General features: G+C 70.1%; 19 protein-coding genes and 2 tRNA genes. 9 read left to right on the forward strand and 12 right to left on the reverse strand.

What is annotated here, in order from left to right; translation table 11 throughout:
- Positions 1-3 precede the first annotated feature (3 nt).
- Entirely contained in the window at positions 4-1,599 is a 1,596-nt protein-coding gene (locus tag BJY20_RS14295; RefSeq protein WP_185992148.1) for an asparagine synthetase B family protein, read from the forward strand.
- Between the two features lie 14 nt (positions 1,600-1,613).
- Here BJY20_RS14295 and BJY20_RS14300 read toward each other — a convergent pair.
- Positions 1,614-1,687, reverse strand: a tRNA-Ile gene (locus BJY20_RS14300).
- 230 nt (positions 1,688-1,917) lie between these two features.
- Between BJY20_RS14300 and BJY20_RS14305 the strand changes: the two genes are divergently transcribed.
- Positions 1,918-2,430: a DUF3145 domain-containing protein gene (locus BJY20_RS14305; protein ID WP_185992149.1), complete on the forward strand. Its 513-nt coding sequence runs from the start codon at positions 1,918-1,920 to the stop codon at positions 2,428-2,430.
- Between the two features lie 72 nt (positions 2,431-2,502).
- Here BJY20_RS14305 and BJY20_RS14310 read toward each other — a convergent pair whose 3' ends face one another.
- From BJY20_RS14310 to argG, 8 genes are all read right to left on the reverse strand, one after another.
- The gene (locus BJY20_RS14310) at positions 2,503-2,928 is read right to left on the reverse strand and encodes a pyridoxamine 5'-phosphate oxidase family protein (protein WP_343062917.1); all 426 of its coding nucleotides are present in this window, start codon (positions 2,926-2,928) and stop codon (positions 2,503-2,505) included.
- A gap of 53 nt (positions 2,929-2,981) precedes the next feature.
- Positions 2,982-4,421 carry an acyl-CoA carboxylase subunit beta gene (locus BJY20_RS14315; protein ID WP_185992150.1) on the reverse strand — a complete coding sequence of 480 codons (1,440 nt, stop codon included), beginning with the start codon at positions 4,419-4,421 and terminating at the stop codon, positions 2,982-2,984.
- Positions 4,421-5,668, reverse strand: coding sequence for a beta-ketoacyl-[acyl-carrier-protein] synthase family protein (locus BJY20_RS14320; RefSeq protein WP_185992151.1), 1,248 nt, complete (start codon positions 5,666-5,668; stop codon positions 4,421-4,423). Before BJY20_RS14320 ends, BJY20_RS14315 begins: the two co-directional genes overlap by 1 nt.
- A 77-nt stretch (positions 5,669-5,745) precedes the next feature.
- Complete coding sequence (locus BJY20_RS14325; protein ID WP_185992152.1) at positions 5,746-5,997, reverse strand: acyl carrier protein; 252 nt, start codon at positions 5,995-5,997, stop codon at positions 5,746-5,748.
- Between the two features lie 73 nt (positions 5,998-6,070).
- Positions 6,071-7,072, reverse strand: coding sequence for a beta-ketoacyl-ACP synthase III (locus BJY20_RS14330; RefSeq protein WP_185992153.1), 1,002 nt, complete (start codon positions 7,070-7,072; stop codon positions 6,071-6,073).
- Positions 7,069-8,250 carry an acyltransferase domain-containing protein gene (locus BJY20_RS14335; protein WP_185992154.1) on the reverse strand — a complete coding sequence of 394 codons (1,182 nt, stop codon included), beginning with the start codon at positions 8,248-8,250 and terminating at the stop codon, positions 7,069-7,071. The genes BJY20_RS14330 and BJY20_RS14335 overlap by 4 nt, the downstream gene beginning before the upstream one ends.
- A gap of 55 nt (positions 8,251-8,305) precedes the next feature.
- Positions 8,306-9,484 (reverse strand): PucR family transcriptional regulator, encoded by a 1,179-nt coding sequence (locus BJY20_RS14340; protein WP_185992155.1) that lies wholly within the window; start codon positions 9,482-9,484, stop codon positions 8,306-8,308.
- A 91-nt stretch (positions 9,485-9,575) separates the two neighbouring features.
- Positions 9,576-11,003 carry an argininosuccinate synthase gene (gene argG, locus BJY20_RS14345; protein ID WP_185992156.1) on the reverse strand — a complete coding sequence of 476 codons (1,428 nt, stop codon included), beginning with the start codon at positions 11,001-11,003 and terminating at the stop codon, positions 9,576-9,578.
- A gap of 115 nt (positions 11,004-11,118) precedes the next feature.
- Here argG and BJY20_RS14350 point away from each other — a divergent pair, with 115 nt between their 5' ends.
- Entirely contained in the window at positions 11,119-12,132 is a 1,014-nt protein-coding gene (locus BJY20_RS14350; RefSeq protein ID WP_185992157.1) for a glycerophosphodiester phosphodiesterase family protein, read from the forward strand.
- 50 nt (positions 12,133-12,182) lie between these two features.
- Here BJY20_RS14350 and BJY20_RS14355 read toward each other — a convergent pair whose 3' ends face one another.
- The 3 genes from BJY20_RS14355 to fdhD all read right to left on the reverse strand — a co-directional run bounded on the left by BJY20_RS14355 (position 12,183) and on the right by fdhD (position 16,636).
- Entirely contained in the window at positions 12,183-12,785 is a 603-nt protein-coding gene (locus BJY20_RS14355; protein WP_185992158.1) for an MOSC domain-containing protein, read from the reverse strand.
- Between the two features lie 50 nt (positions 12,786-12,835).
- Positions 12,836-15,682 carry a pyruvate dehydrogenase (acetyl-transferring), homodimeric type gene (gene aceE, locus BJY20_RS14360; RefSeq protein WP_185992159.1) on the reverse strand — a complete coding sequence of 949 codons (2,847 nt, stop codon included), beginning with the start codon at positions 15,680-15,682 and terminating at the stop codon, positions 12,836-12,838.
- A 75-nt stretch (positions 15,683-15,757) separates the two neighbouring features.
- Positions 15,758-16,636, reverse strand: a complete 879-nt coding sequence (gene fdhD, locus BJY20_RS14365) for a formate dehydrogenase accessory sulfurtransferase FdhD (RefSeq protein ID WP_185992160.1) — start codon at positions 16,634-16,636, stop codon at positions 15,758-15,760.
- Positions 16,637-16,701: 65 nt separating this feature from the next.
- On the opposite strand from fdhD, the gene BJY20_RS14370 reads away from it, so the two are divergent.
- From BJY20_RS14370 to BJY20_RS14395, 6 genes are all read left to right on the forward strand, one after another.
- On the forward strand, positions 16,702-17,226 hold the full coding sequence (locus tag BJY20_RS14370; protein ID WP_343062918.1) for a PH domain-containing protein: 525 nt from the start codon (positions 16,702-16,704) through the stop codon (positions 17,224-17,226).
- Complete coding sequence (locus BJY20_RS14375) at positions 17,211-18,752, forward strand: PH domain-containing protein (RefSeq protein WP_185992162.1); 1,542 nt, start codon at positions 17,211-17,213, stop codon at positions 18,750-18,752. The genes BJY20_RS14370 and BJY20_RS14375 overlap by 16 nt, the downstream gene beginning before the upstream one ends.
- A gap of 68 nt (positions 18,753-18,820) precedes the next feature.
- Entirely contained in the window at positions 18,821-19,222 is a 402-nt protein-coding gene (locus tag BJY20_RS14380; protein WP_185992163.1) for a DUF3052 domain-containing protein, read from the forward strand.
- A 22-nt stretch (positions 19,223-19,244) separates the two neighbouring features.
- Positions 19,245-19,742 carry a peroxiredoxin gene (locus tag BJY20_RS14385; RefSeq protein WP_185992164.1) on the forward strand — a complete coding sequence of 166 codons (498 nt, stop codon included), beginning with the start codon at positions 19,245-19,247 and terminating at the stop codon, positions 19,740-19,742.
- An 11-nt stretch (positions 19,743-19,753) separates the two neighbouring features.
- On the forward strand, positions 19,754-20,725 hold the full coding sequence (locus BJY20_RS14390; RefSeq protein WP_185992165.1) for an isopenicillin N synthase family dioxygenase: 972 nt from the start codon (positions 19,754-19,756) through the stop codon (positions 20,723-20,725).
- A gap of 50 nt (positions 20,726-20,775) precedes the next feature.
- Positions 20,776-20,848: transfer RNA gene (locus BJY20_RS14395), tRNA-Val, on the forward strand.

Consider the following 20,848-nt stretch of genomic DNA (forward strand, 5'->3'; position numbering starts at 1 on the left):
ACCATGGGCGGCATCGCTGCCATCGTCGGAGCGTCCGCGAATCGCGCCCGCTTCGATCGGATGCGACGGGCCATTGCGGGACGCGGAGAGGTCGAGGAGAGCAGCCAGGCGCCTGGGGTGCTCGCGAGCACGAGGACCGCCGCCGGTGACCACGAGGACACCACGAGGACATGGCAGTCGATGGACGGCGAGTGGATCGCGTGTCTCGACGGGACGATCTACAACGGTGCCGAGCTCGGTGACGAGCTCCGCGAGGGTGGACACCCCCTTCGTGATGGTGACAGCCTCGAAGTCGTCGTGGCCGCGTTCTTCTGCTGGGGCGGAGCCGGCCTCGCCCGGCTGCGGGGGGACTTCGCCCTGATGATCATCGAGGTCAGCACGGGCCGGGCCTACTTGGGGCGGGACCCCGTCGGCATCCGGCCGCTCTACTGGTCGTGGGCGGATGGCTGCCTCCACGTCGGCTCGGAGGTGAAGTCACTGGTCCCCACGGGCACGGCGATCCACGAGATCCCGCCGGGACACCACGCATGGGCCGAACCCGGACGCATCCCGCAGGCGAAGCCGTACGTCGACCTGTTCCACACCGAGGACGGTACGCCGGTCACCGACGTCGATCGGGCGTCCGCTCTGCTGCGCGCGGCGCTGGAGGAGAGCGTCCTGGCGCGTTGCGACACGCAGGCGCAGGTGGGCGTGGTCCTCTCCGGTGGCCTCGACTCATCGCTGGTGCTGGCGCTCGTACGCCGAAGCCACCCGGACTGCGTGGCCTTCACGATCGGCAGCCCGGACAGCGAGGACGTCCGGTATGCGCGGCGACTGACCGCCGATCTCGGGGTGCGGCACGAGGTGATCGACGTGGTCCCGGAGCGGATCAGCCGACACGATGTGCGCACGGCCATCCGGATGTCGGAGTGCACGGAGTACGGCGACGTCATCAATGCGGTCGTCTCCGTCCCGTTGTTCGCCCGGATGCGTCGGGCGGGTATCGACATCGCCATCGCGGGGGACGGCTCGGACGAGCTCTTCGGTGGGTATGCCATGTACGACGAGGTGCCACCGGAAGCGGCGCGTCGACTCTTCGAGCACAAGATCCGCAACCTGTCCCGGACCGAGTTGCAACGCGTCGACCGCACCGGCACGGGGCAGGGGGTCGAGGTGCGCGTGCCCTTCCTCGATCCAGCTCTGATCGCCTTGGCCACGCGGATCCCCATGGGACTGAAGGTCCACGACGGTCGGGAGAAGTGGATCCTGCGGCACGCCTTCGCCGACCTGCTCCCCGACTACGTCCTGGACCGGCCGAAGAACCCCATGTCGCACTCCTCCGGCTTGCACGAGCGTGCCCGACTCCACAAGCCGTGGTTCGCGCGTCACTACCGCAACGCCGGCTACGAAGCGCTGGGTCCGCTGCGTCGCGACTTCTCCGTGGTGCTGGGGCAGGAGGGACACGATCTAGACCGGGCCCTCGCGGCGATCTCCGCCCGTCCGGACCACACCGCGGCCGAGCATGCCCGCGACCTGCTGGGTGCCGTGCGCTGGAATGCTGTCAGTGCGGCCCGTACCGCGCAGCGGGTCGTTCGGGTCAGCACCTCGCGAACCGGTTGATCGGCAGTCTGCGGTGGGGCGACCGGGGCTTGAACCCGGGACCGACGGATTATGAGTCCGGTGCTCTGACCGACTGAGCTACCGCCCCGATGTCGCAAGACGCGACGGCGTGAGGTTACCCCGACTTGTCTGCGCCCCGTGGGGCGGGTGTGGTTCCCGTGCGGGCTGGTGCTCCTGTGATCTGTGGGGCACAATGACCAACACAAGCACTTCGGTGCACATATTGCTCGAGCAGCACACCGCGACACGCGCAGCAGCCGTTCGATCCAGAGTGTCTGGCGTTGGGGAAGACGTCCATCGCACTCAAGGAGGATCAGGATGTCTGCAGGAAAGCGCATCAGTACCCGCGGCGTGGTGTTCATCCACAGCACCCCCACGGCCCTGTGTCCCCACATCACGTGGGCTCTCGAGTCCGTGCTGGATCAGTCTGTGGTCCTCGACTGGACCGAGCAGCCGCTCGGCCGGTCCCTCAAGCGTGCCGAGTTCTCCTGGACGGGAGACCCCGGCACGGGAGCGGTTCTGGCCTCCGCCTTGCGCGGCTGGGAGGGCGTTCGTTACGAAGTGACCGAGGAGCCCACCCCGGGCCTCGACGGCTCCCGCTGGAGCCACACCCCGACCCTGGGCATCCACCACGCGACGATCTCCGCCTCCGGTGACGTCGTCCTCCACGAGAACCGCCTGCGCGAAGTCATCACGCTTGCCCAGGGGGCCGGTGAAGCCGTCGAGGACATGATCGGCGAGCTCCTGGGCGAGGCCTGGGATGCCGAGCTCGAGCCCTTCCGGCACGCCGGCGACGGGGCACCCGTGCGTTGGCTGCACAAGGTGGGCTAGGGACCACCGCCCCATGACGAAGGGGGCTGCGCTTCCTCCTTGGCGCAGCCCCCTTCGTCATGCCCGGACGCATCATGAGGTGGGCATCATGTGCTCCCACGGCTTGGACAGCCGGAAGCGGCGGCCGGTGACCTCCTCCGGGTCGATCCGCACGACGGTCTCCTTCTCACCGCCCACCCAGGGCCGCAGCGGCAGCTGCTCCGATCGCCCGGCGTCGGCGCCCTCGAGAACCCGGGCGGACCCGCGTGCGACGACCGACCACGCCTCCTCGACGCCCAGCTCGTCGATCTCCAGCGCCACCGGCCCGTGCATGACGACGCTGAGCAACTTGTTGCCCTGCGCGGTGCGGAAGAGCAGCCGCTCGCCGTCCACGACGTAGTTGATCGGCGTGATGTGCACTTCGCCGAGCAGGCGGTAGGCGAGTCGGCCGAACTCGTGCTCGCGGAGCGCCTGCCAGCACTCCCCGGCGGACATCGTGCGGGGCGGGGTGTCGTTCACAGCAACCTCCACTCGGATGGGGCCGGTGGTCCCGGTACCGCGAGGCTACGTGATCACAACGGGATGTTGCCGTGCTCCCCACGTCGTGCGGGCGCCTCGGCCAGGGCGGTGGCCACGGCCGAGCGGGTCCGTGTCGGCTCGACGATCTCGTCGACGACCCCGATCTCGACGGCACGCGGCAGGCCCCCGGAGAGGCGGTCGTGCTCGTCGGCGAGCTCCTGCTCGACGGCGGCGCGCTCGGACTCCTCGACCTCCGCCAGACGGCGACGGTGCAGGATACGGATGGCAGCCACCGAGCCCATGACGGCGACCTGCGCGTCCGGCCAGGCGAAGACCTTCGTGGCGCCCAGCGAGCGCGAGTTCATCGCGATGTAGGCACCACCGTAGGTCTTGCGCGTCACGACGCTCACACGTGGCACGACCGCCTCGGCGAAGGCGTGCAGCAGCTTGGCGCCGCGGCGCACGACTCCGTCCCACTCCTGGCCGACGCCCGGTAGGTACCCGGGGACGTCGACGAGGACGACGAGTGGCACCCCGAAGGCATCGCACATCCGCACGAACCGTGCCGCCTTCTCCGCGGACGAGGAGTCCAGGCAACCACCCAGACGCATCGGGTTGTTGGCGACGACGCCGACGGTACGGCCACCGAGGCGGCCGAGGCTGGTGACGATGTTGGGTGCCCACCGCGCGTGGAGCTCCTGGACCGGCCCCGCGTCGAGCAGCATCTCGATGAGGGGGTGCACGTCGTAGGCGCGCTTGGTCGACTCGGGCAGCTGCTCGGCCAGATCAACATCGGCGACGTCGCCGACGGCGAAGGTGCCCTGGTTGGAGAGCAGCTCGCACAGCACGCCCGCGCGGGCGTAGGCGTCGTCGATGGACTCGGCGAGCACGTGCACGACACCGGAGCGGCGACCATGGGGCTCGGGACCGCCGAGGCGCAGGGCGTCGACGTCCTCGCCGGTGACCGAGCGGACGACGTCCGGCCCGGTGACGAAGATCCGCCCCTCCGGGGCGAGGATGACGATGTCGGTCAGCGCCGGCCCGTAGGCGGCGCCACCGGCGGCCGCACCGATGACCACGGAGATCTGCGGGATCCTTCCCGAGGCGCGGGTCATGATCGCGAAGACCTCACCGACGGCATGGAGGGAGACCACGCCCTCGGGCAGTCGGGCCCCACCGGAATGCCAGAGCCCGACCACGGGGACACCGTCGGCCAGGGCGCGCTCGTAGGCGGCGACGACGACCTTGCAGCCGGCGACACCCATGGCACCGCCCATGATCGTGGCGTCGCTGGAGAAGGTGACGACGGGCCGGCCGTCGACGGTGCCGGTCGCGGCGAGCATGCCGGAGTCGTCGTCGGCGGTGATCAACTCGAGGGAGCCGTCGTCGAGGAAGTCGGCCAGGCGATGGTTCGGGTTGCGGGGGTCCTCCTCGCGGGGGACCTTGACCTTCTTCCCAACGCTCGCCGAGGCCGCGTTGGGCTGGCGCGCCATCAGTAGCTCCCGAAGGCGAGGGCGACGTTGTGCCCGCCGAAGCCGAAGGAGTTGTCCAGCACGAGCAGGTCGCCCTCGGGGAGGTCGCGCGGTGTGTCGCGCACGATGTCGAGGTCGACGGCCGGGTCGAGATTCTCGATGTTGATCGTCGGCGGGGCCTTGCGGTCCCGGACCGACTGTGCGGCGAAGACCGCTTCGAGCGCACCGGCGGCACCGAGCAGGTGACCAGTCATCGACTTCGTGCCGCTGATGGCCATGTGGTCGGCGTCCGCGCCGAAGGCGCGCCGGACCGCCGCGACCTCGGCGACGTCACCCACGGGGGTGGAGGTGGCGTGCGCGTTGATGTGGCTGAGGTCCTTCGCAGTGGCACCCGCGTCACGGACGGCATCGACCATGGCCCGGGCGGCGCCGGCGCCCTCGGGCTCGGGCGCGGCGATGTGGTGCGAGTCGGCGCTGACGCCGGCTCCGGCGAGGGTGGCGATGATGTTCGCGCCGCGCGCCTTGGCGTGCTCCTCGGACTCCAGCACGAGGATCGCGCCACCCTCACCCAGCAGGAAGCCGTCCCGGTCGGTGTCGTAGGGGCGCGAGGCCGTCTCCGGGGAGTCGTTGCGGGTGGACAGCGCCTGCATCTGGGTGAACCCGGCGATCGGCAGGGGGTGGATCGACGCCTCGGAGCCGCCGGCGATGACGACATCGGCCAGGCCCTCGCGGATGAGGTGCAGCCCGTAGGCGATGGACTCCGCGCCGGAGGAGCAGGCGGAGACGAGGGTGTGCGCTCCTGCACGGGCGCCGAACTCCAGCGAGACGGTGCCGGCAGCGCTGTTGGGCATGAGCATCGGGATGGACAGCGGGTAGACGCGTCGGGCTCCCTTGGTGCGCAGTGACTCCCACGCCGTCAGCAGTGTCTGCACGCCGCCGATGCCGGTACCGACGGAGCTCGCGAGGCGCTCGGGCTCGACCTCGGGGGCGCCGGCGTTGGCCCAGGCCTCACGGGCGGCGACGAGCGCGTACTGGGCGAAGGGGTCGAGGCGCTTGGTCTCGACCTTCTTCAGCACCTCGGTGACGGGGGTGGCCAGCTGTGCGGCGAAGGTCACCGGGAGCTGGTAGTCCTCGACCCACGAGGCATCGAGCGGGCCGGCGCCCGACCGGCCGGCGAGGGCGGCCTGCCAGGTCTCCTCGGCGGTGCCGCCGAGCGGGGTGGTCGCGCCAAGACCGGTGACGACGACGGTGGGCCGGGGAGAGGTCATGTGGGCTCCTGTTGCTGCGGGGTGGGAGAGGGGCGGTTCCCCCCTTCGCTCATGACGAAGGGGGGAGGTCACCGGCCTCAGGCGGCCTGGTTGGCCTTGATGTAGTTGACGGCGTCGCCGACGGTCTTGAGGTTCTTGACCTCCTCGTCGGGGATCTTGGCCCCGAACTTCTCCTCGGCGGTGACCGCGATGGTCATCATCGACAGCGAGTCGACGTCGAGGTCGTCGGTGAAGGTCTTGTCCGCGGTGACCTCGGACGCGTCGACGCCCGTCTCCTCCGAGACGATGTCGGCGAGGCCGGCGAGGATGTCCTGCTCGGTGTGGGCCATGTCGGTACTCCTTGTGTGTCGGGGTGTTGCGGGGTGTGGGGTGGTCCGAGATCCCGTCGGACCGACGGGTGAACTAGGGGAGGGTCACGACCTGCGCCGCCCAGACGAGGCCGGCGCCGAAGCCGATCAGCAGGGCCAGGCCGCCCGGGGCCACCTCGCCCTCGCGCAGCATCCGGTCCATCGCCAGCGGGACGGATGCGCCCGAGGTGTTGGCGGTGGTGCGGATGTCGCGGGCGATGGGCAGGTCCTTCGGCAGGCCGAGCTCCTTGGCCATCTGGTCGATGATGCGCACGTTGGCCTGGTGGGGGATGAAGGCGGCGAGGTCCTGGGCCCGCACGCCCGCGGCGTCGAGGGCCCGCTGGGCCTCCTTGGCCATCGACCAGACTGCCCAGCGGAAGACGCTCGGCCCCTCCATGATGATCGCCGGCCACGGCATGTCGCGGTCCTCGGCCAGCTCCATCCACGAGTTGCGCGAGGTGATCAGTGCCTTCTTCTCGCCGTCGCTGCCCCACACCGTCGGACCGATGCCGGGGGTCTCGCTGCGGGAGACGATCGCGGCTCCGGCGCCGTCACCGAAGATGAAGGCCGACCCCCGGTCCTGCGGGTCGGTGAAGTCGAGCATCTTCTCCACGCCGACGACGAGCACGTGCTCCGCCGTGCCGACGCGGACCTGGTCGTTGGCCACGGACAGGGCGTGGCAGAAGCCGGCGCACGCGGCCGACAGGTCGAAGGCCGCAGCAGTGGAGCCGAACCGGGCAGCGAGCTCCGGTGCGGCAGCGGGGGTCTGGTACGGGTGGGTCACGGTGGCGACGATGACGGCATCGAGCTCGCCCGCGTCGATGCCGGCGTACTCCAGGGCTGCCCGGGAGGCGTGCTCGGACATGTCGACGACGCTCTCGTCCGGTGCGGCGCGGTGACGCGACTCGATGCCGGATCGCTCGCGGATCCACTGGTCGGAGGAGTCGATCGCCTCGATGATCTCGCTGTTGGGCACCACCCGCTTCGGGCGGTAGCTGCCGGTACCGGTGATCCGGGCGTGGTGGAGCTCGGTGGGAACTGCCAGGCCGCTCGTCATGCGATCGAGCCCTCGGGGTGCAGGCGCAGCAGCGGCTGGCCGGGGGAGACGGGGTCGCCGTCCTCGACGAGCCACTCCACGACGGTTCCGGCGTGGTCGGCCAGCACCTCGCGGGTGTCACGCAGGGAGGAGATCCGGGCGACGACGTCACCGGCCGGGACGGCGGTTCCCGGTGTGCTCGCGGTGATCGCCACGGTTCCCTTGACGGGGGCGGTGACCAGCCGCCAGGTGGGCTGGGAGGCCTCGCGGGCCGAGCCGTGCTCGCGCACCATGCGGTGTGCGGCGTCGAGGTCCTCCGGTGACTTCAGCGCGAGGACCTCCACGCCCTTCAGGCCGCGCTTCGCCAGGCCGGTAAGGGTACCGGCCGGCGGGATCTCGATGATTCCGGTCACGCCGAGGTCGCGCATCGTCTCCATGCACAGGTCCCAGCGCACCGGGTTGCGCACCTGACTGACGATCCGCCGCAGGGCCTCACGGCCCGAGTGGATCACCTCGCCGTCGACGTTGGAGACCAGCGGCACCCGCGCGTCGTGGACGGAGACGGCGCGGGACAGACGCGCCAGGTCGTCGACGGCGGGGGCCATGTGCTCGGTGTGGAATGCGCCGGCGACCTTCAGCGGCATCACCCGGGTCTTGGCCGGGGGGTTGTCGGCGAGCGCGGCGAGCTGCTCGAGGGTGCCTGCGGCGACGACCTGTCCGGCGCCGTTGACGTTGGCCGGGGTGAGCCCGTGGGACTCGAGGACGCTGGCGACCTCGTCCGGGTCGCCGCCGAGGACGGCGCTCATGCCGGTCGGGGTGGTCGTGGCCGCCGTGGCCATGGAGCGACCACGTTCACGGACCAGGACCATGGCCTGCTCCGCGCTGATCACGCCGGCGGCCGCGGCTGCGGTGATCTCCCCGACGCTGTGTCCGGCACCGGCACCGACGACGCGGAAGCCGTCGGCCGGGTGCTCGAAGAGTGCGAGCAGGGAGAGCAGACCCGAGGCGACGATCAGCGGCTGGGCGACCGCGGTGTCCTTGATGGTCTCCTCGTCGGAGGTCGTGCCATGCGCCTCGAGGTCCATGCCGGCGACGGCCGAGAGCCAGTGGAGGCGGTCGGAGACGCCGGGGAGTTCGAGCCACGGGGCGAGGAAGCCGGGCGTCTGGGAGCCCTGGCCTGGACAGGTGATGGCGAGCACGTCTCAAGACTCCCGGGCGAAGGGGGGTCTGCGCGACATCGACCCTGCCAGAGATTCACCCGATGACTTTGGAGGAATCCTCCACAATCGACCCCAAGGTGAGTGCCACCCGCACGGTGAAGGCCTCGTGCGGGTTGGTCAGGTCGTACCCGATGATGTCGGTGACTCGGCCCAGCCGGTAGCGCACGGTGTTCACGTGGACGTACAGGGCGCGGGCCGTCGCCTCGAGGCCGGGGGAGTCGAGGTGCGTGCGGGCCGTCTCCAGCAGGCTCGGGTGCTCGGCCAGCACGGCGGCGACGGTCTCGATGAGCGCCGCGCGGGCGAGGGTGTCGCCGGCGACCGCGCGCTCGGCCATCAGGTCGTCGGCCGCGACCGGTCGCGGGCGACCGGGCCAACCGTGGGCGGCCAGGTGGCCCGCCACGGCGGCGTGCGCGGAGACGGCGCCCTGGGCGAGGTCCTCGACCAGGGGTCCGTGGACGAGGTCGCCGTCGGCGAAGCACTCGGCGAGGTCGCGTACCCGTGTCCGCGGGTCGGTGGCCTCACCGATCACGGCCACGAGCCGGGCGCCCTGGACTCCTGCGAGTACCGGGAAGTTGTGTCGCTGGGCGACCCGGTGGACGGCGCTGACGGCCCCCGCAGGGTCGTCCCCCTCGGGTGAGTGTGGTGAATTCCCCACCAGCACAACGATATTCGCCACGCTGTCCCAGCCCAGGGCTGCAGCGCGCGTGCGTATCGACTCGTCGACCTCGCCGCGCATCACTGCGTCGATGATGAGTGACTCCAGCCGTGCATCCCAGGCGCCGCGCTGCTCGGCGGCCTGGGCGTAGACCAGCGCTGCGCCGAAGGCGATCTCGCTGGAGTAGCGCAGGACCGCCACGCGCAGGTCAGTCACATCCCCCGGACGGGCCAGGTCCTCCACGCGCTCCTCGACCACCTCGACGACGGTACGGGCGAGCTCGAGGGTCTGGGCCAGGCTGATGGTTCGGGTCAGCTCCCACGGTGCTGCGCCGAAGATGGTGCGGGTGTCTGCGGGCCCGGTGCCGTTGAGCCAGTCGATGAAGTTGGCGATGCCGGCCTGCGCGACCATGCCGACCCATGAGCGCTCACGAGCGCTGAGCGTGGCGTACCAGTCGTGTCTGTCCTCGAGTCGCCGCGTCGCGGCGGTGGCGAGCTCACCACCCTTGCGCCGCACCGAGCGACGAGTGGTGAGGGAGACGAGGCCACGACGGGACATGCGGGCAGTCTATGTGTGAACAGCACAATCGCGGGGGCTCACGCTTGCTGGGTGACCTGCGCCCCGAGGACCCTCCAACGACCTGCTCGGATCAGTCGGTGCCGAACTCCATGGCCGCGCGGTCGAGGGCCTCGTCGTCGTCGTCGCTGCCTGCCGCAAGGGGATTGGCCGCGATCTGGTCGCCGCCACCCGCCTCGAGCTCGCCCATGATCTCGAGGTAGCCGCCGCTGAGCTGATCCTGTGCGGCGTAGACCTCGAGCTTGCTGCGGCTGTCCGCGATGTCGAGGTTGCGCATCGTCAGCTGACCGATGCGGTCGACCGGGCCGAAGGCGGCGTTCTCGGTGCGCTCCATCGACAGCTTGTCCGGATGGTAGCTGAAGTGCTCTCCCGTGGTGTTGACGATGGTCCAGTCCTCGCCGCGACGCAGCCGGATGGTCACCTCGCCGGTGACGACGGAGGCGACCCAACGCTGCAGCGACTCGCGGATCATGAGCGCCTGCGGGTCGAACCACCGACCCTCGTAGAGCAGACGGCCCAGTCGGCGACCCTCGGCGTGGTAGCTCGCGATCGTGTCCTCGTTGTGGATCGCGTTGACCAAGCGCTCGTAGGTGATGTGCAGCAGCGCCATCGCCGGGCCCTCGTAGATGCCTCGGGACTTGGCCTCGATGATGCGGTTCTCGATCTGGTCGGACATGCCCAGGCCGTGGCGGCCGCCGATGTCATTGGCCGTGCGCACCAGGGCCACGGCGTCGCCGCCGAAGTCGTCACCGTTGATGGCGACCGGGCGTCCGCGCTCGAATCGCACGGTGACGTCCTCGGGCTCGATGGTCACGGACTGGTCCCAGAAGGGGACGCCCATGATCGGGGCGACGATCTCCATCGACTCGTCGAGGTGCTCGAGGGTCTTGGCCTCGTGCGTGGCGCCCCAGATGTTGGCGTCGGTGGAGTAGGCCTTCTCGGCGCTGTCGCGGTACGGCAGCCCTCGCTCGGTCAGCCACTCGGACATCTCCTGACGTCCACCGAGCTCGGTGACGAAATCTGCGTCGAGCCACGGCTTGTAGATCCGCAGACCCGGGTTGGCCATGAGGCCGTAGCGGTAGAAGCGCTCGATGTCGTTGCCCTTGAAGGTCGAGCCGTCGCCCCAGATGGAGACGCCGTCCTCCTTCATGGCACGTACCAAGAGCGTGCCGGTCACGGCACGGCCCAAGGGTGTGGTGTTGAAGTACGTGCGGCCACCACTGCGGATGTGGAAGGCGCCGCAGGCAATGGCGGACAGCCCCTCCTCGACCAGGGGTCCCTTGCAGTCGACGAGGCGGGAGAGCTCGGAACCGTACTGGCCCGCTCGGCCGGGGATCGACTCGATGTCGTCCTCGTCGTACTGGCCCAGGTCGGCGGTGTACGTGCACGGCACCGCCCCCTTCTCGCGCATCCACGCGACGGCCACCGAGGTGTCGAGACCACCGGAAAAGGCGATGCCGACACGTTCACCAACAGGGAGGGATGTGAGTACCTTGGACACGCGCCCCACCTTATGACCTTGATGCGGCAACCGACGACCTGCTGCCACCCGACGGTCACCCAGTGGACACGGCGAGGTCCCACCTCGAGCAGTCGGTCGTGCCTACGCTCGGGGCATGGTGAGCACGAACATCCTCCTCCTCGCCCATCGTGGCGCCTGCGGGTATCGGCCCGAGCACACATCTGCCGCTTACGAGCTGGCGGTGGAGATGGGGGCTGACTACATCGAGCCCGATCTGGTCATGACCGCCGACGGCGTGCTCGTGGACCGGCACGAGCCGGACATCTCCGAGACGACCGACGTCGCCGACCACCCTGAGTTCGCCGGACGCAGGCGCACGAAGGGGGTCGACGGCACGGCTGTGACAGGTTGGTTCGTCGACGACTTCACCCTGGCGGAGCTGAGGACGCTTCGGGCCAGGGAGCGTCTGGGCAGCCTGCGCCCCGGCTCGGCCCGCTTCGACGGTCGGTACCCGGTCATGACCTTCGAGGAGGTACTTCGGCAGCGCTCGGACCTGGCGCGCGAGAGCGGACGACCCATCGGGATCATTCCCGAGATCAAGCACTCGACCTACCTGCGCGAGCTGGGCTTCGACCCCGAGGGCGAGGTGACCCGACTGCTTCAGGAGCACGACCTGAACGCTCGGAGCGCCCCGGCGTGGGTCCAGTCCTTCGAGCCGACCGCCCTGGAGAGTCTGCGTACCGCCGGATACCGCGGTCGGTCGCTCCTCCTCACCGAGGCAGGCGGGGCTCCCTTCGACCTGCGTGAGCAGGGGACCACGTACGCCGACCTGCTCACCCCGCAGGCCCTGCAGAAGGTCGCCCGGTGGGCCGACGCGATCAGCCCGGAGAAGACGCAGGTCATCCCCTGGACCGTGGACGACAGGCTGGGGGAGCCGACCCGCGTCGTCGCCGATGCCCACGCAGCCGGCCTGGAGGTCTTCCCCTGGACCTTCCGTGCGGAGAATGCCTTTCTGCCGTTGGACTACCGCACCGGCGACGACCCAGCTGCCCACGGTCGTCTGGTCGATGAGGTGATGGTCCACCTGACGGCCGGTATCGACGGGATCTTCTGCGACCAGCCGGACGTGTGCGCCCAGGCGCGCTCGCGGTACGTGACGCAGGACTGATGCGCCCGGTCCTGCCGATGAGACAGTTGCTGCCGGTAGCAGGTGGCCGCTCAGACCGGCGCCAGGGGAGTGTGCGGTTCGTCCGGGAGCACAACCTCGAGGGTGTCGCCGGGACGTACCGAGCCGCTGCGCTCGACGACGCCCATGACGCCCGCGCGTCGGACGATGCCGACACCGTCGAGGCTGAGGGCGCCACCGGTGGGCCCGAGCTCGACGTCGGAGTCAGAGGCCGCGCCGTCGACCCGCCGGACGACTACCTTGAGCAGCCCGGCGGAGTGCTCGTTGATCTGGCGGCAGGGGTTGCGCAGTCCGGTCACTCGTACGACGGCGTCGCCGATCATCAGCCGCGTGTCGGTGGGCACTCCGAGCAGGTCGACCCCGTCAGTCAGGACGTTCTCCCCGAGAGAGCCCGGACCGACGTCGTGCCCGGCGGCCCGGGCATCGTCCAGCACGTCGGACTGGATGAGGTGGACCTGGCGCAGGTTGGGCTGGTTGGGGTTGCGCCGCAGACGTGAGAGGTGCTGCACGACAGTGCCCGCATGGGCGTCGCCGCGCACACCCAGACCCTCCACGAGCTCGATGTGCTCGCACGGGGTCTTGCTGAACCGATGGAACTCGTCACGGCTGACGGCAACGACGACGGGGGTGCCCACGTCATGATCCTGTCACGGTTGCGGACACCCCCTTCGACGGGTGCAGCGCGTCAGGCGTCGCCACCCGTGGTGCCCGAGGTACCGGCGGTGACATCGAGGAGGCGGTACTTCTCGGCGGCCTGACCCGGGACGTCCTCGGGGACCCACCCGCGGTCGGCGAGCATCTGCAGCGCCCGCACCGCCATCGACGGACCGTCGACGTGGAAGTACCGGCGTGCGGCCGCGCGGGTGTCGGAGAACCCGAACCCGTCCGTGCCGAGTGCCGAGAACTCTTCCGGCACCCACGGCCGGATCTGGTCCTGCACCTGCTTCATGAAGTCGGACACGGCGACGATCGGGCCGATCGAGTCCTGGAGGGCACGGGTGACGTACGGGACCCGGCGCTCCTGCTCCGGTCGGAGGAAGCGGTCCTCGTCGCAGGACATGGCCTCGCGACGCAGCTGCGTCCAACTCGTCACGGACCACACATCAGCGACGACGCCCCAGTCATCGCGCAGCAGCTCCTGCGCCTCCAGGGCCCAGGGCATCCCGACACCACTGGCGAGCAGCTGACAGCGCGGTGGGGTGTCGCCCAGGCCTGAGGTGTCGCCGGCCGAATACCGGTACATGCCCTTCAGCAGTCCGTCGACGTCCAGCCCCTCCGGCTCGGGCGGGTGGACGATCGGCTCGTTGTAGAGCGTGAGGTAGTAGATGACGTTGCGGCTGGAGTCGCCCTGCGGGGCGTCACCGCCGTACATCGTCTCCAGACCCTGGTGCATGATGTGCGCGATCTCGAAGCCGTAGGCCGGGTCCCAGGAGACGACGGCCGGGTTGGTCGAGGCCAGTAGCGGGGAGTGCCCGTCGGCGTGCTGCAGGCCCTCACCGGTCAGGGTCGTGCGACCGGCGGTGGCGCCGAGCATGAAGCCGCGCGACATCTGGTCCCCGGCAGCCCAGATGCCGTCACCGGTGCGCTGGAAGCCGAACATCGAGTAGAAGATGTAGACGGGGATCATCGGCTCGCCGTGCGTGGCATAGCTCGTCGCGGCAGCGGTGAAGGCGGCCACGGAGCCGGCCTCGTTGATCCCGGTGTGCTGGATCTGTCCCTGCTCGGACTCGCGGTAGGCGAGCATGAGGTCAGCATCGACGGAGGTGTAGTTCTGCCCGTGCGGGTTGTAGATCTTCTTCGTCGGGAAGAACGAGTCCATGCCGAACGTGCGGGCCTCGTCAGGGATGATCGGGACGATGCGGTTGCCGAAGCCCTTCTCCCGCATGAGGTCCTTCAGCAGGCGCACCCACGCCATCGTCGTGGCGATCTCCTGCTTGCCGGAACCCTTGGCGAGCTGGCCGTACTTCTCCTTGGAGGGCAGGGCCAGCGGCTCGTACTTCACGCGCCGCTCCGGCAGGCCGCCGCCGAGCTTCTCGCGACGCTCCTTCATGTACTGGATGGCCTCGTCGTCCTCGCCGGGGTGGTAGTACGGCGGGAGGTACGGGTCCTTCTCCAGCTCCTCGTCGGAGATCGGGATGCGCAGGCCGTCGCGCAGGCCCTTGAGGTCCTCGAGAGTGAGCTTCTTCATCTGGTGGGTCGCATTGCGCCCGGCGAAGCTCGACCCCAGGCCATAGCCCTTGATCGTCTTGGCGAGGATCACCGTCGGCTGGCCCGTGTGCTCCATGGCCGCGCGGTAGGCGGCGTAGACCTTGTTGTAGTCGTGGCCGCCTCGCTTGAGCTTCCACCACACGTCCGCATCGGACCAGTCCTTGACCAGCTTGCGGGTGCGTGGGTCGCGGTCGAAGAAGTGCTCACGCACGTAGGCGCCGTCGTTGGCCCGGAAGGTCTGGTAGTCGCCGTCGGGCGTCTGGTTCATCAGGTTGATCAGCGCGCCGTCGTGGTCGGCGGCCAGCAGCGGGTCCCAGCCTCGTCCCCAGACGACCTTGATGACGTTCCACCCGGCGCCGCGGAAGAAGGCCTCGAGCTCCTGGATGATCTTGCCGTTGCCGCGGACCGGACCGTCGAGGCGCTGCAGGTTGCAGTTGATGACGAAGGTGAGGTTGTCCAGCTCTTCGTTGGCCGCCGTCTGCAGCAGACCGCGGCTCTCCGCCTCGTCCATCTCGCCGTCACCGAGGAAGGCCCACACGTGCTGCTCCGAGGTGTCCTTGATGCCCCGGTTCTGCAGGTACTTGTTGAACTGGGCCTGGTAGATCGCATTCATCGGGCCGATGCCCATCGACACCGTCGGGAACTCCCAGAACTGCGGCATCAGGCGCGGGTGCGGGTAGGAGGGCATCCCCAGGTCGGAGTCGCCGGCCAGAGTCGACGCCTCCTGGCGGAAGCCGTCCATCTGCTCCTCGCTCAGGCGGCCCTCGAGGTACGCGCGGGCGTACATGCCGGGGGAGGCGTGCCCCTGGAAGAAGATCTGGTCCCCGCCACCGGGGTGGTCCTTCCCGCGCCAGAAGTGGTTGAAGCCGACTTCGTACATCGTCGCGGCGGACGCGTACGAGGAGATGTGCCCGCCGACCCCGATGTCGGGCCGTTGGGCGCGGTGCACCTGGATCGCGGCGTTCCAGCGAATCCAGGCACGGTAGCGACGCTCGACCTCCTGGTCGCCCGGGTACCACGGCTCGTTGGTCGGGGAGATGGTGTTGACGTAGTCGGTGGTGGTCAACGACGGGACGCCGACGCTCTTCATCCGGGCCCTCTCGAGCAACCGCAGCATCACGTACCGGGCCCGCTCCCGCCCCGATGCGTCGATGACGGCATCGAGCGACTCGAGCCACTCCGCCGTCTCCTCGGAGTCGATGTCCGGCAGGTGGGTGGGGATGCCGTTGAGGATGGGGCCGTCGCTGAGGTGATCGGCAGATCCGGGCACGTCGTCGTCCTTTCCGAAGAACTGTCCCCCGGGGGTGTCGGAAGACACACTCATCTTCCCTCGCCCGTGTCGCGCGTCACAAGCCGGGGTCAGGTGACGGACCCGCACGGACGTCCGCGATCATGGCGATCAGGCGTCGACGCGCTCCGGGTGGGCGTAGGCGGTGGCCCTCGGCTCCCGTACGAACCCGAGCAGGGTCAGCCCGCTGCGCTCGGCCACTTCGACGGCCAGGGTGGTCGCGGCGGAGACGCAGGCGAGCACCGGGGCGCCGGCGACGGCGGCCTTCTGGGCGATCTCGAAGCCGGCCCGGGAGGAGACGAGCAGGACGTGCCCGCGAAGGGGGAGACCCCCTTCGCGCGCGGCCCACCCGATGATCTTGTCGACGGCGTTGTGCCGACCGATGTCCTCCCGGACCGCCAGGAGGCGCCCGTCGGGGTCGAGCAGGGCGGCGGCGTGGACGCCGCCGGTGGCCTCGAAGACCTTCTGGCGATCGCGCATGGCTGACATCCCGGCGTGGATGTGCTCCAGCGAGTGACTCGCCGGGTCGTCGGAGGGCTGGTGGGGGAGCGCCGCGAGCAGGTCGTCGACCGAGGTCGAGCCGCACACCCCGCACGCGCTCGTCGCGACCTCGGTCCGCGCCGTCACCGGTCGCCGCAGCGAGACGCCCGCCGCGAGGGTGACCTCGACGACGTTGAAGGTCGGGGAACCGTCCGGGCCGGTATCGGTGCAGTGCATCATCGCGGCGACGTCCTCGGCGTCCCCGATGAGCCCCTCGGCGACCAGGTGCCCCAGCGCGAGGTCGAAGTCGTCACCGGGCAGGCGCATCGTCGTCGTCACGGTCGTCGACGGCGGTCGCAGCTCGCTCGGTGCGCCACCCGCGGCCAGCCCGGCGGCTGGGAGGGAGGCCACCCGGATCTCCAGGGGTTCCTCGACGGCGAGCGACTCGATCCTGCTGACCGATCGGTCACCCATGCGCTGCACGCGCAACCGCTGTGTCATCCGTCCCATGGGCCCCTCCTTCCTCGTCCGACCATGTGGCCAGCCTACGGACGAGGTCTGGTGTGATGGTGCCCGTGGATGATCACGAGCCCCAGCCCCCTTCGCCCCCACCGGCGGTGCTTCCGCTGCTGGGGGACCACGGCGCGCCCTGGCGACCGGTCTCGCCCGAGCTGAGCACCGTGCGGCGGGTCAGCGCCACGGCGGTCCTGGTGCCGCTGGCCCTCGCCACCGCCGCGGCCGCCGTGTTCCTCACCCCGTGGCTGGCCGTGGCCACCGCGGTCCTCGCGATCGTCTGGTCGTGGCTGATGTGGCTCATCCCGCGGCAGGTGCGCGCGATCAGCTGGGTGGAGCTGCCGGAGGAGCTGGCCATCCGCAAGGGACGAATGTGGCGCTCGATGGTGACCATCCCCTACGGCCGCATCCAGTACGTCGACATCTCCTCAGGGCCGTACAAGCGGTCGAAGGGTCTGGCCGACATCACCGTCAACACCGCCTCCCCGGCCAGCAGCGGGGACATCCCCGGACTGCCCGTCGACGTGGCCGAGGAGCTGCGCGTCCGGCTCGCGGCGCACGGCGAGGCGCAGTGGGCGGGCCTGTGACGCTCGACGATCCCCCCGGTGGTGGCGAAGGGGGTGGCGACGGCTTCTCGCGAGTCCATCCCCTCTCGCCGTTCATCCGCGGTGGCCTGGTGGTCATCGCCGTCTTCGGTTACGTCCTCTCCCAGCAGATCGACCGGATCGTCGGCGCTGCCGGTCCACCAGCGCCCGGCGAGGGCTCGACCCCCCTGCTCATCCCGGCCGTCATCGTGGCGCTGACCGTGTTCGGGGCGGTGCTCCTGGGTCTGCTGTCCTGGTGGTTCACCCGCTACCGGCTCGGGGAGAGCGACCTGGAGATGCACTCGGGCGCGATCATGCGCCAGCACCGCCAGGTGCGCTACGACCGCATCCAGGCCGTCGACCTCGTCCGTCCGCTCCTCGCGCGCATCACCGGCCTGTCCGAGGTGCGGGTGGAGTCCGCCGGGGGCGGGGACTCGCACGTGTCCATCGCCTACCTGCGCAACGCCGAGGCCGAGGCGGTCCGCGCCCGGCTGGTCGGCCTGTCCGCCGAGGCGAAGGGGGTGGCGGCCCCGCCCGTCTCCTCCGGCGCGGTGGAAGGGACGGATCTGCCCCCGGGCCCAGCAGACTCGGCCGCCGAGAGCGGCCACCCCGGCTCTTCCACCGTGCCCGGGCAGGAGTCCCCCGAGTCGGAGCAGTTGCTGAAGATGCCCGTCGAGCGGCTCGTGGCCTCGGTGCTGCTCTCGTGGGACACGATCGTCCTCGCCGCCCTCCTTGTCCTGGCGCTCGCCCTGACGTTCGCCGACCTCGGCGTGGCCATCGGCGGCTTCCTGCCGCTCGCCCTCATCACCGGCATGCGCAGCTTCATCAAGCTCACCCGGTGGTACGGGCTGACGGTCGCGCTGCGGGGGGAGACGCTCACCAGCCAGCGGGGACTGACCGACACCCGGCACTCCTCGGTACCCCTGCACCGGGTGCAGGCGCTGGAGATCAGGCAGCCGGTCCTGTGGCGCCGTCCGGGCTGGTGGGCGCTGAAGGTCAACGTCGCCGGGGCCAGGATCGCCTCCGCCGACGGGGACTCCGGCGAGAGCGTGCTCGTCCCGGTCGCGACCACCGCCGAGGTGCTCCACCTGCTCGAGGCGGTGACCGCCGACCCCGGCACGACCGCGGAGGTCGCCTCACTCGTCCACGACACGCCCGAGGGCTTCGTCGGGGTCCCACGTGCGGCCCGGTGGTTCCACCCCTTCGCCCACCGACGGATGGGCCACCTCCCCGGCCGACGCGCGTTGCTGATCCGCTCCGGGTGGCTCGATCGGGTGCTGCAGGTCGTGCCGTGGGGGCGCATCCAGTCGATGGCCCTCCACCAGGGTCCATGGGCGCGCCGTCTCGACCTCGCGAGCGTCGACTTCGTCAGCACCGTGGGGCCCGTACGACCTGACGTGAAGCACCTCTCGACGGCTGATGCGCAGGGCCTTGCGTACCTCGCAGCGGAGCGTGCGAGCCACGCCAGGCAGCGCTCTGGCGGGCCCGTTGGTTGCGATCCGACGCCGGACACTGTGGACTGGCCCTGATGACTGATCAGCAAACAGCAGAAAGGAAGACGACCTTGAGTGGGGACTCGACGGCCCAGGGAGACGAGATGACTCGCGGCGCCGTGGACAAGTTGGGCTTCGCCCACGACCAGATCGTCCAGGAGTACAACTGGGACGACGACGTCGATGAGGCCCTGCGGGCCGCCATCGAGAGCGTGGTCGGAATCGAACTCGAGGACGAGGACTACACCGGCGTCGTCGACGCCGTGATCATGTGGTGGCGCGACGACGACGGTGATCTCACCGACGCACTCGTCGACACCCTGGGCACGCTCGCCGAGGGGTCCTCGATCGTCCTCCTCACGCCGCGCCCGGGCCAGGACGGCGAGGTCGACCCGAGCGAGGTCGACGAGGCCGCGACGACCGCCGGCCTGCACACCTCCGGCTCGGTGATGTGCTCGCAGGACTGGGTCGCGACGCGACTGGCGGCCCGCAAGGGTGTCGCCTGAGCCGCGCCGGCACACTGCCGGCATGAGTGAGCAGATTCTCTCCGTCGGCGACGTCGCCCCGGACTTCGCCCTCCGCGACCAGAACGGCGCGGACGTCACGCTCGGCGAGCTGACCGCGCAGCGCGCCGTGCTGCTGGTGTTCTACCCCTTCGCCTTCTCCGGGGTCTGCACGAGCGAGCTGCGCGAGATCCGCGACGATCTCGGGCGATTCGAGTCGGCGGACGTGACCACGCTGGCCATCTCCTGCGACCCGATGTTCAGTCTGCGGGCGTGGGCGGACCGCGAGGGGTACTTCTTCCCGCTGCTCTCCGACTTCTGGCCCCACGGGGAGGTCGCATCCGCCTACGGTGTCTTCGACGAAGGGGCCGGCATGGCGGGCCGGGGCACCTTCCTCGTCGGTCGTGACGGGCGGGTCGCCTGGCGGCTGGTCAACCCCGCGGGTGAGCGGCGCGACTTCGGTGGCTACGACCACGCCCTGCAGGAAATGCTCGGTGGCGCCGCAGCGGTCGAGGGCAGGTAGTCTCCGCGTCCATGAGTGACGACATCCTCGAGGTGGATCTGCTGGCCTACGAGTCTGGGGACGGTCAGCGCGAGCGAGCCGTCGTCGACGGCCTGATGACCTCCCTGGACACCGGCTTCGTCTACGTGCGTCACGACCTGTCCGAGGACCTGATCGACACCGCCTACGGGATGCTCGAGGAGTTCTTCACCGCCGAGCGCGAGGTCAAGCAGCAGTTCATCGCCCCCGGAACCCACGGCCAGACCGGCTACACCGACCTGCTGGTCGAGACCGCGGCCACCTCACGGGACGCGGACTGGAAGGAAATGCTCAACTGGGGACCCTCGATCCCGGCCGGGCACCCCCTTCGCACGCGCTACCCGCACCGCTACCACGACCCGGTCCTGCCCGAGTCGGCCGTGCCGGGTATCACCGAGACCCTGACGGCCTTCCACGAGGCGGTCGCCGGTCTCCAGCGCCGGGTGCTGCGCATCATCGCCACCGGTGTGGGTGCCCACCCCGACTACTTCGAGAAGATGCTCGTCGACGGGCCGACCCTCTCCCGGGCGATCCACTACCCGCCGATGCAGTCCGCGCCGGACGCCCCGCACGTGTGGGCCGCCGAGCACGCCGACATCAATCTCATCACCGCCCTGCCGCGGGCGACCGCCGCCGGCCTGCAGGTGCGCCTGAAGGACAGCGGAGAGTGGATCGACGCCGTCGCCCCCGAGGGCGGCGCCATCATCAACACCGGTCTGATGCTCGAGGTCGTGACCAACGGGGTCATCGAGCCGGGCATCCACCGGGTCGTCGCGGCCCCCGGGCAGGAGGGCGATCGTTACTCGGTCGTCCAGTTCAGCCACCCGACGCCGTGGACGGTACTCAACCCGCTGGTGAGCACGGTCACGCCGCAGACGCCCCAGCGCTTCTCGCCGATCAGCGCCGCGGACGCCCTCGATGAGGTCCTCTACGAGATCAACCTCATCGAGGACGCGCGCCGCTGACGACCCTGCGGGGTCGGCCTGTCAGAATGACCGCGGCGCACCGCGCGCCGGGGCCTGTAGCTCAGTTGGTAGAGCACCGCGTTTACACCGCGGTTGTCGTCGGTTCGAGACCGGCCGGGCCCA

This window comes from Janibacter cremeus (assembly GCF_013409205.1).
Classification (GTDB): domain Bacteria; phylum Actinomycetota; class Actinomycetes; order Actinomycetales; family Dermatophilaceae; genus Janibacter; species Janibacter cremeus.

Coding starts and splice junctions, on each gene's coding strand:
- BJY20_RS14295 (WP_185992148.1), top strand. CDS start 4: ATGGGCGGCATCGCTGCCATCGTCGGAGCGTCCGCGAATCGCGCCCGC.
- BJY20_RS14305 (WP_185992149.1), top strand. CDS start 1,918: ATGTCTGCAGGAAAGCGCATCAGTACCCGCGGCGTGGTGTTCATCCAC.
- BJY20_RS14315 (WP_185992150.1), bottom strand. CDS start 4,421: ATGGCGCGCCAGCCCAACGCGGCCTCGGCGAGCGTTGGGAAGAAGGTC.
- BJY20_RS14320 (WP_185992151.1), bottom strand. CDS start 5,668: ATGACCTCTCCCCGGCCCACCGTCGTCGTCACCGGTCTTGGCGCGACC.
- BJY20_RS14325 (WP_185992152.1), bottom strand. CDS start 5,997: ATGGCCCACACCGAGCAGGACATCCTCGCCGGCCTCGCCGACATCGTC.
- BJY20_RS14330 (WP_185992153.1), bottom strand. CDS start 7,072: ATGACGAGCGGCCTGGCAGTTCCCACCGAGCTCCACCACGCCCGGATC.
- BJY20_RS14340 (WP_185992155.1), bottom strand. CDS start 9,484: ATGTCCCGTCGTGGCCTCGTCTCCCTCACCACTCGTCGCTCGGTGCGG.
- BJY20_RS14350 (WP_185992157.1), top strand. CDS start 11,119: ATGGTGAGCACGAACATCCTCCTCCTCGCCCATCGTGGCGCCTGCGGG.
- aceE (WP_185992159.1), bottom strand. CDS start 15,682: ATGAGTGTGTCTTCCGACACCCCCGGGGGACAGTTCTTCGGAAAGGAC.
- fdhD (WP_185992160.1), bottom strand. CDS start 16,636: ATGGGACGGATGACACAGCGGTTGCGCGTGCAGCGCATGGGTGACCGA.
- BJY20_RS14380 (WP_185992163.1), top strand. CDS start 18,821: ATGACTCGCGGCGCCGTGGACAAGTTGGGCTTCGCCCACGACCAGATC.
- BJY20_RS14385 (WP_185992164.1), top strand. CDS start 19,245: ATGAGTGAGCAGATTCTCTCCGTCGGCGACGTCGCCCCGGACTTCGCC.
- BJY20_RS14390 (WP_185992165.1), top strand. CDS start 19,754: ATGAGTGACGACATCCTCGAGGTGGATCTGCTGGCCTACGAGTCTGGG.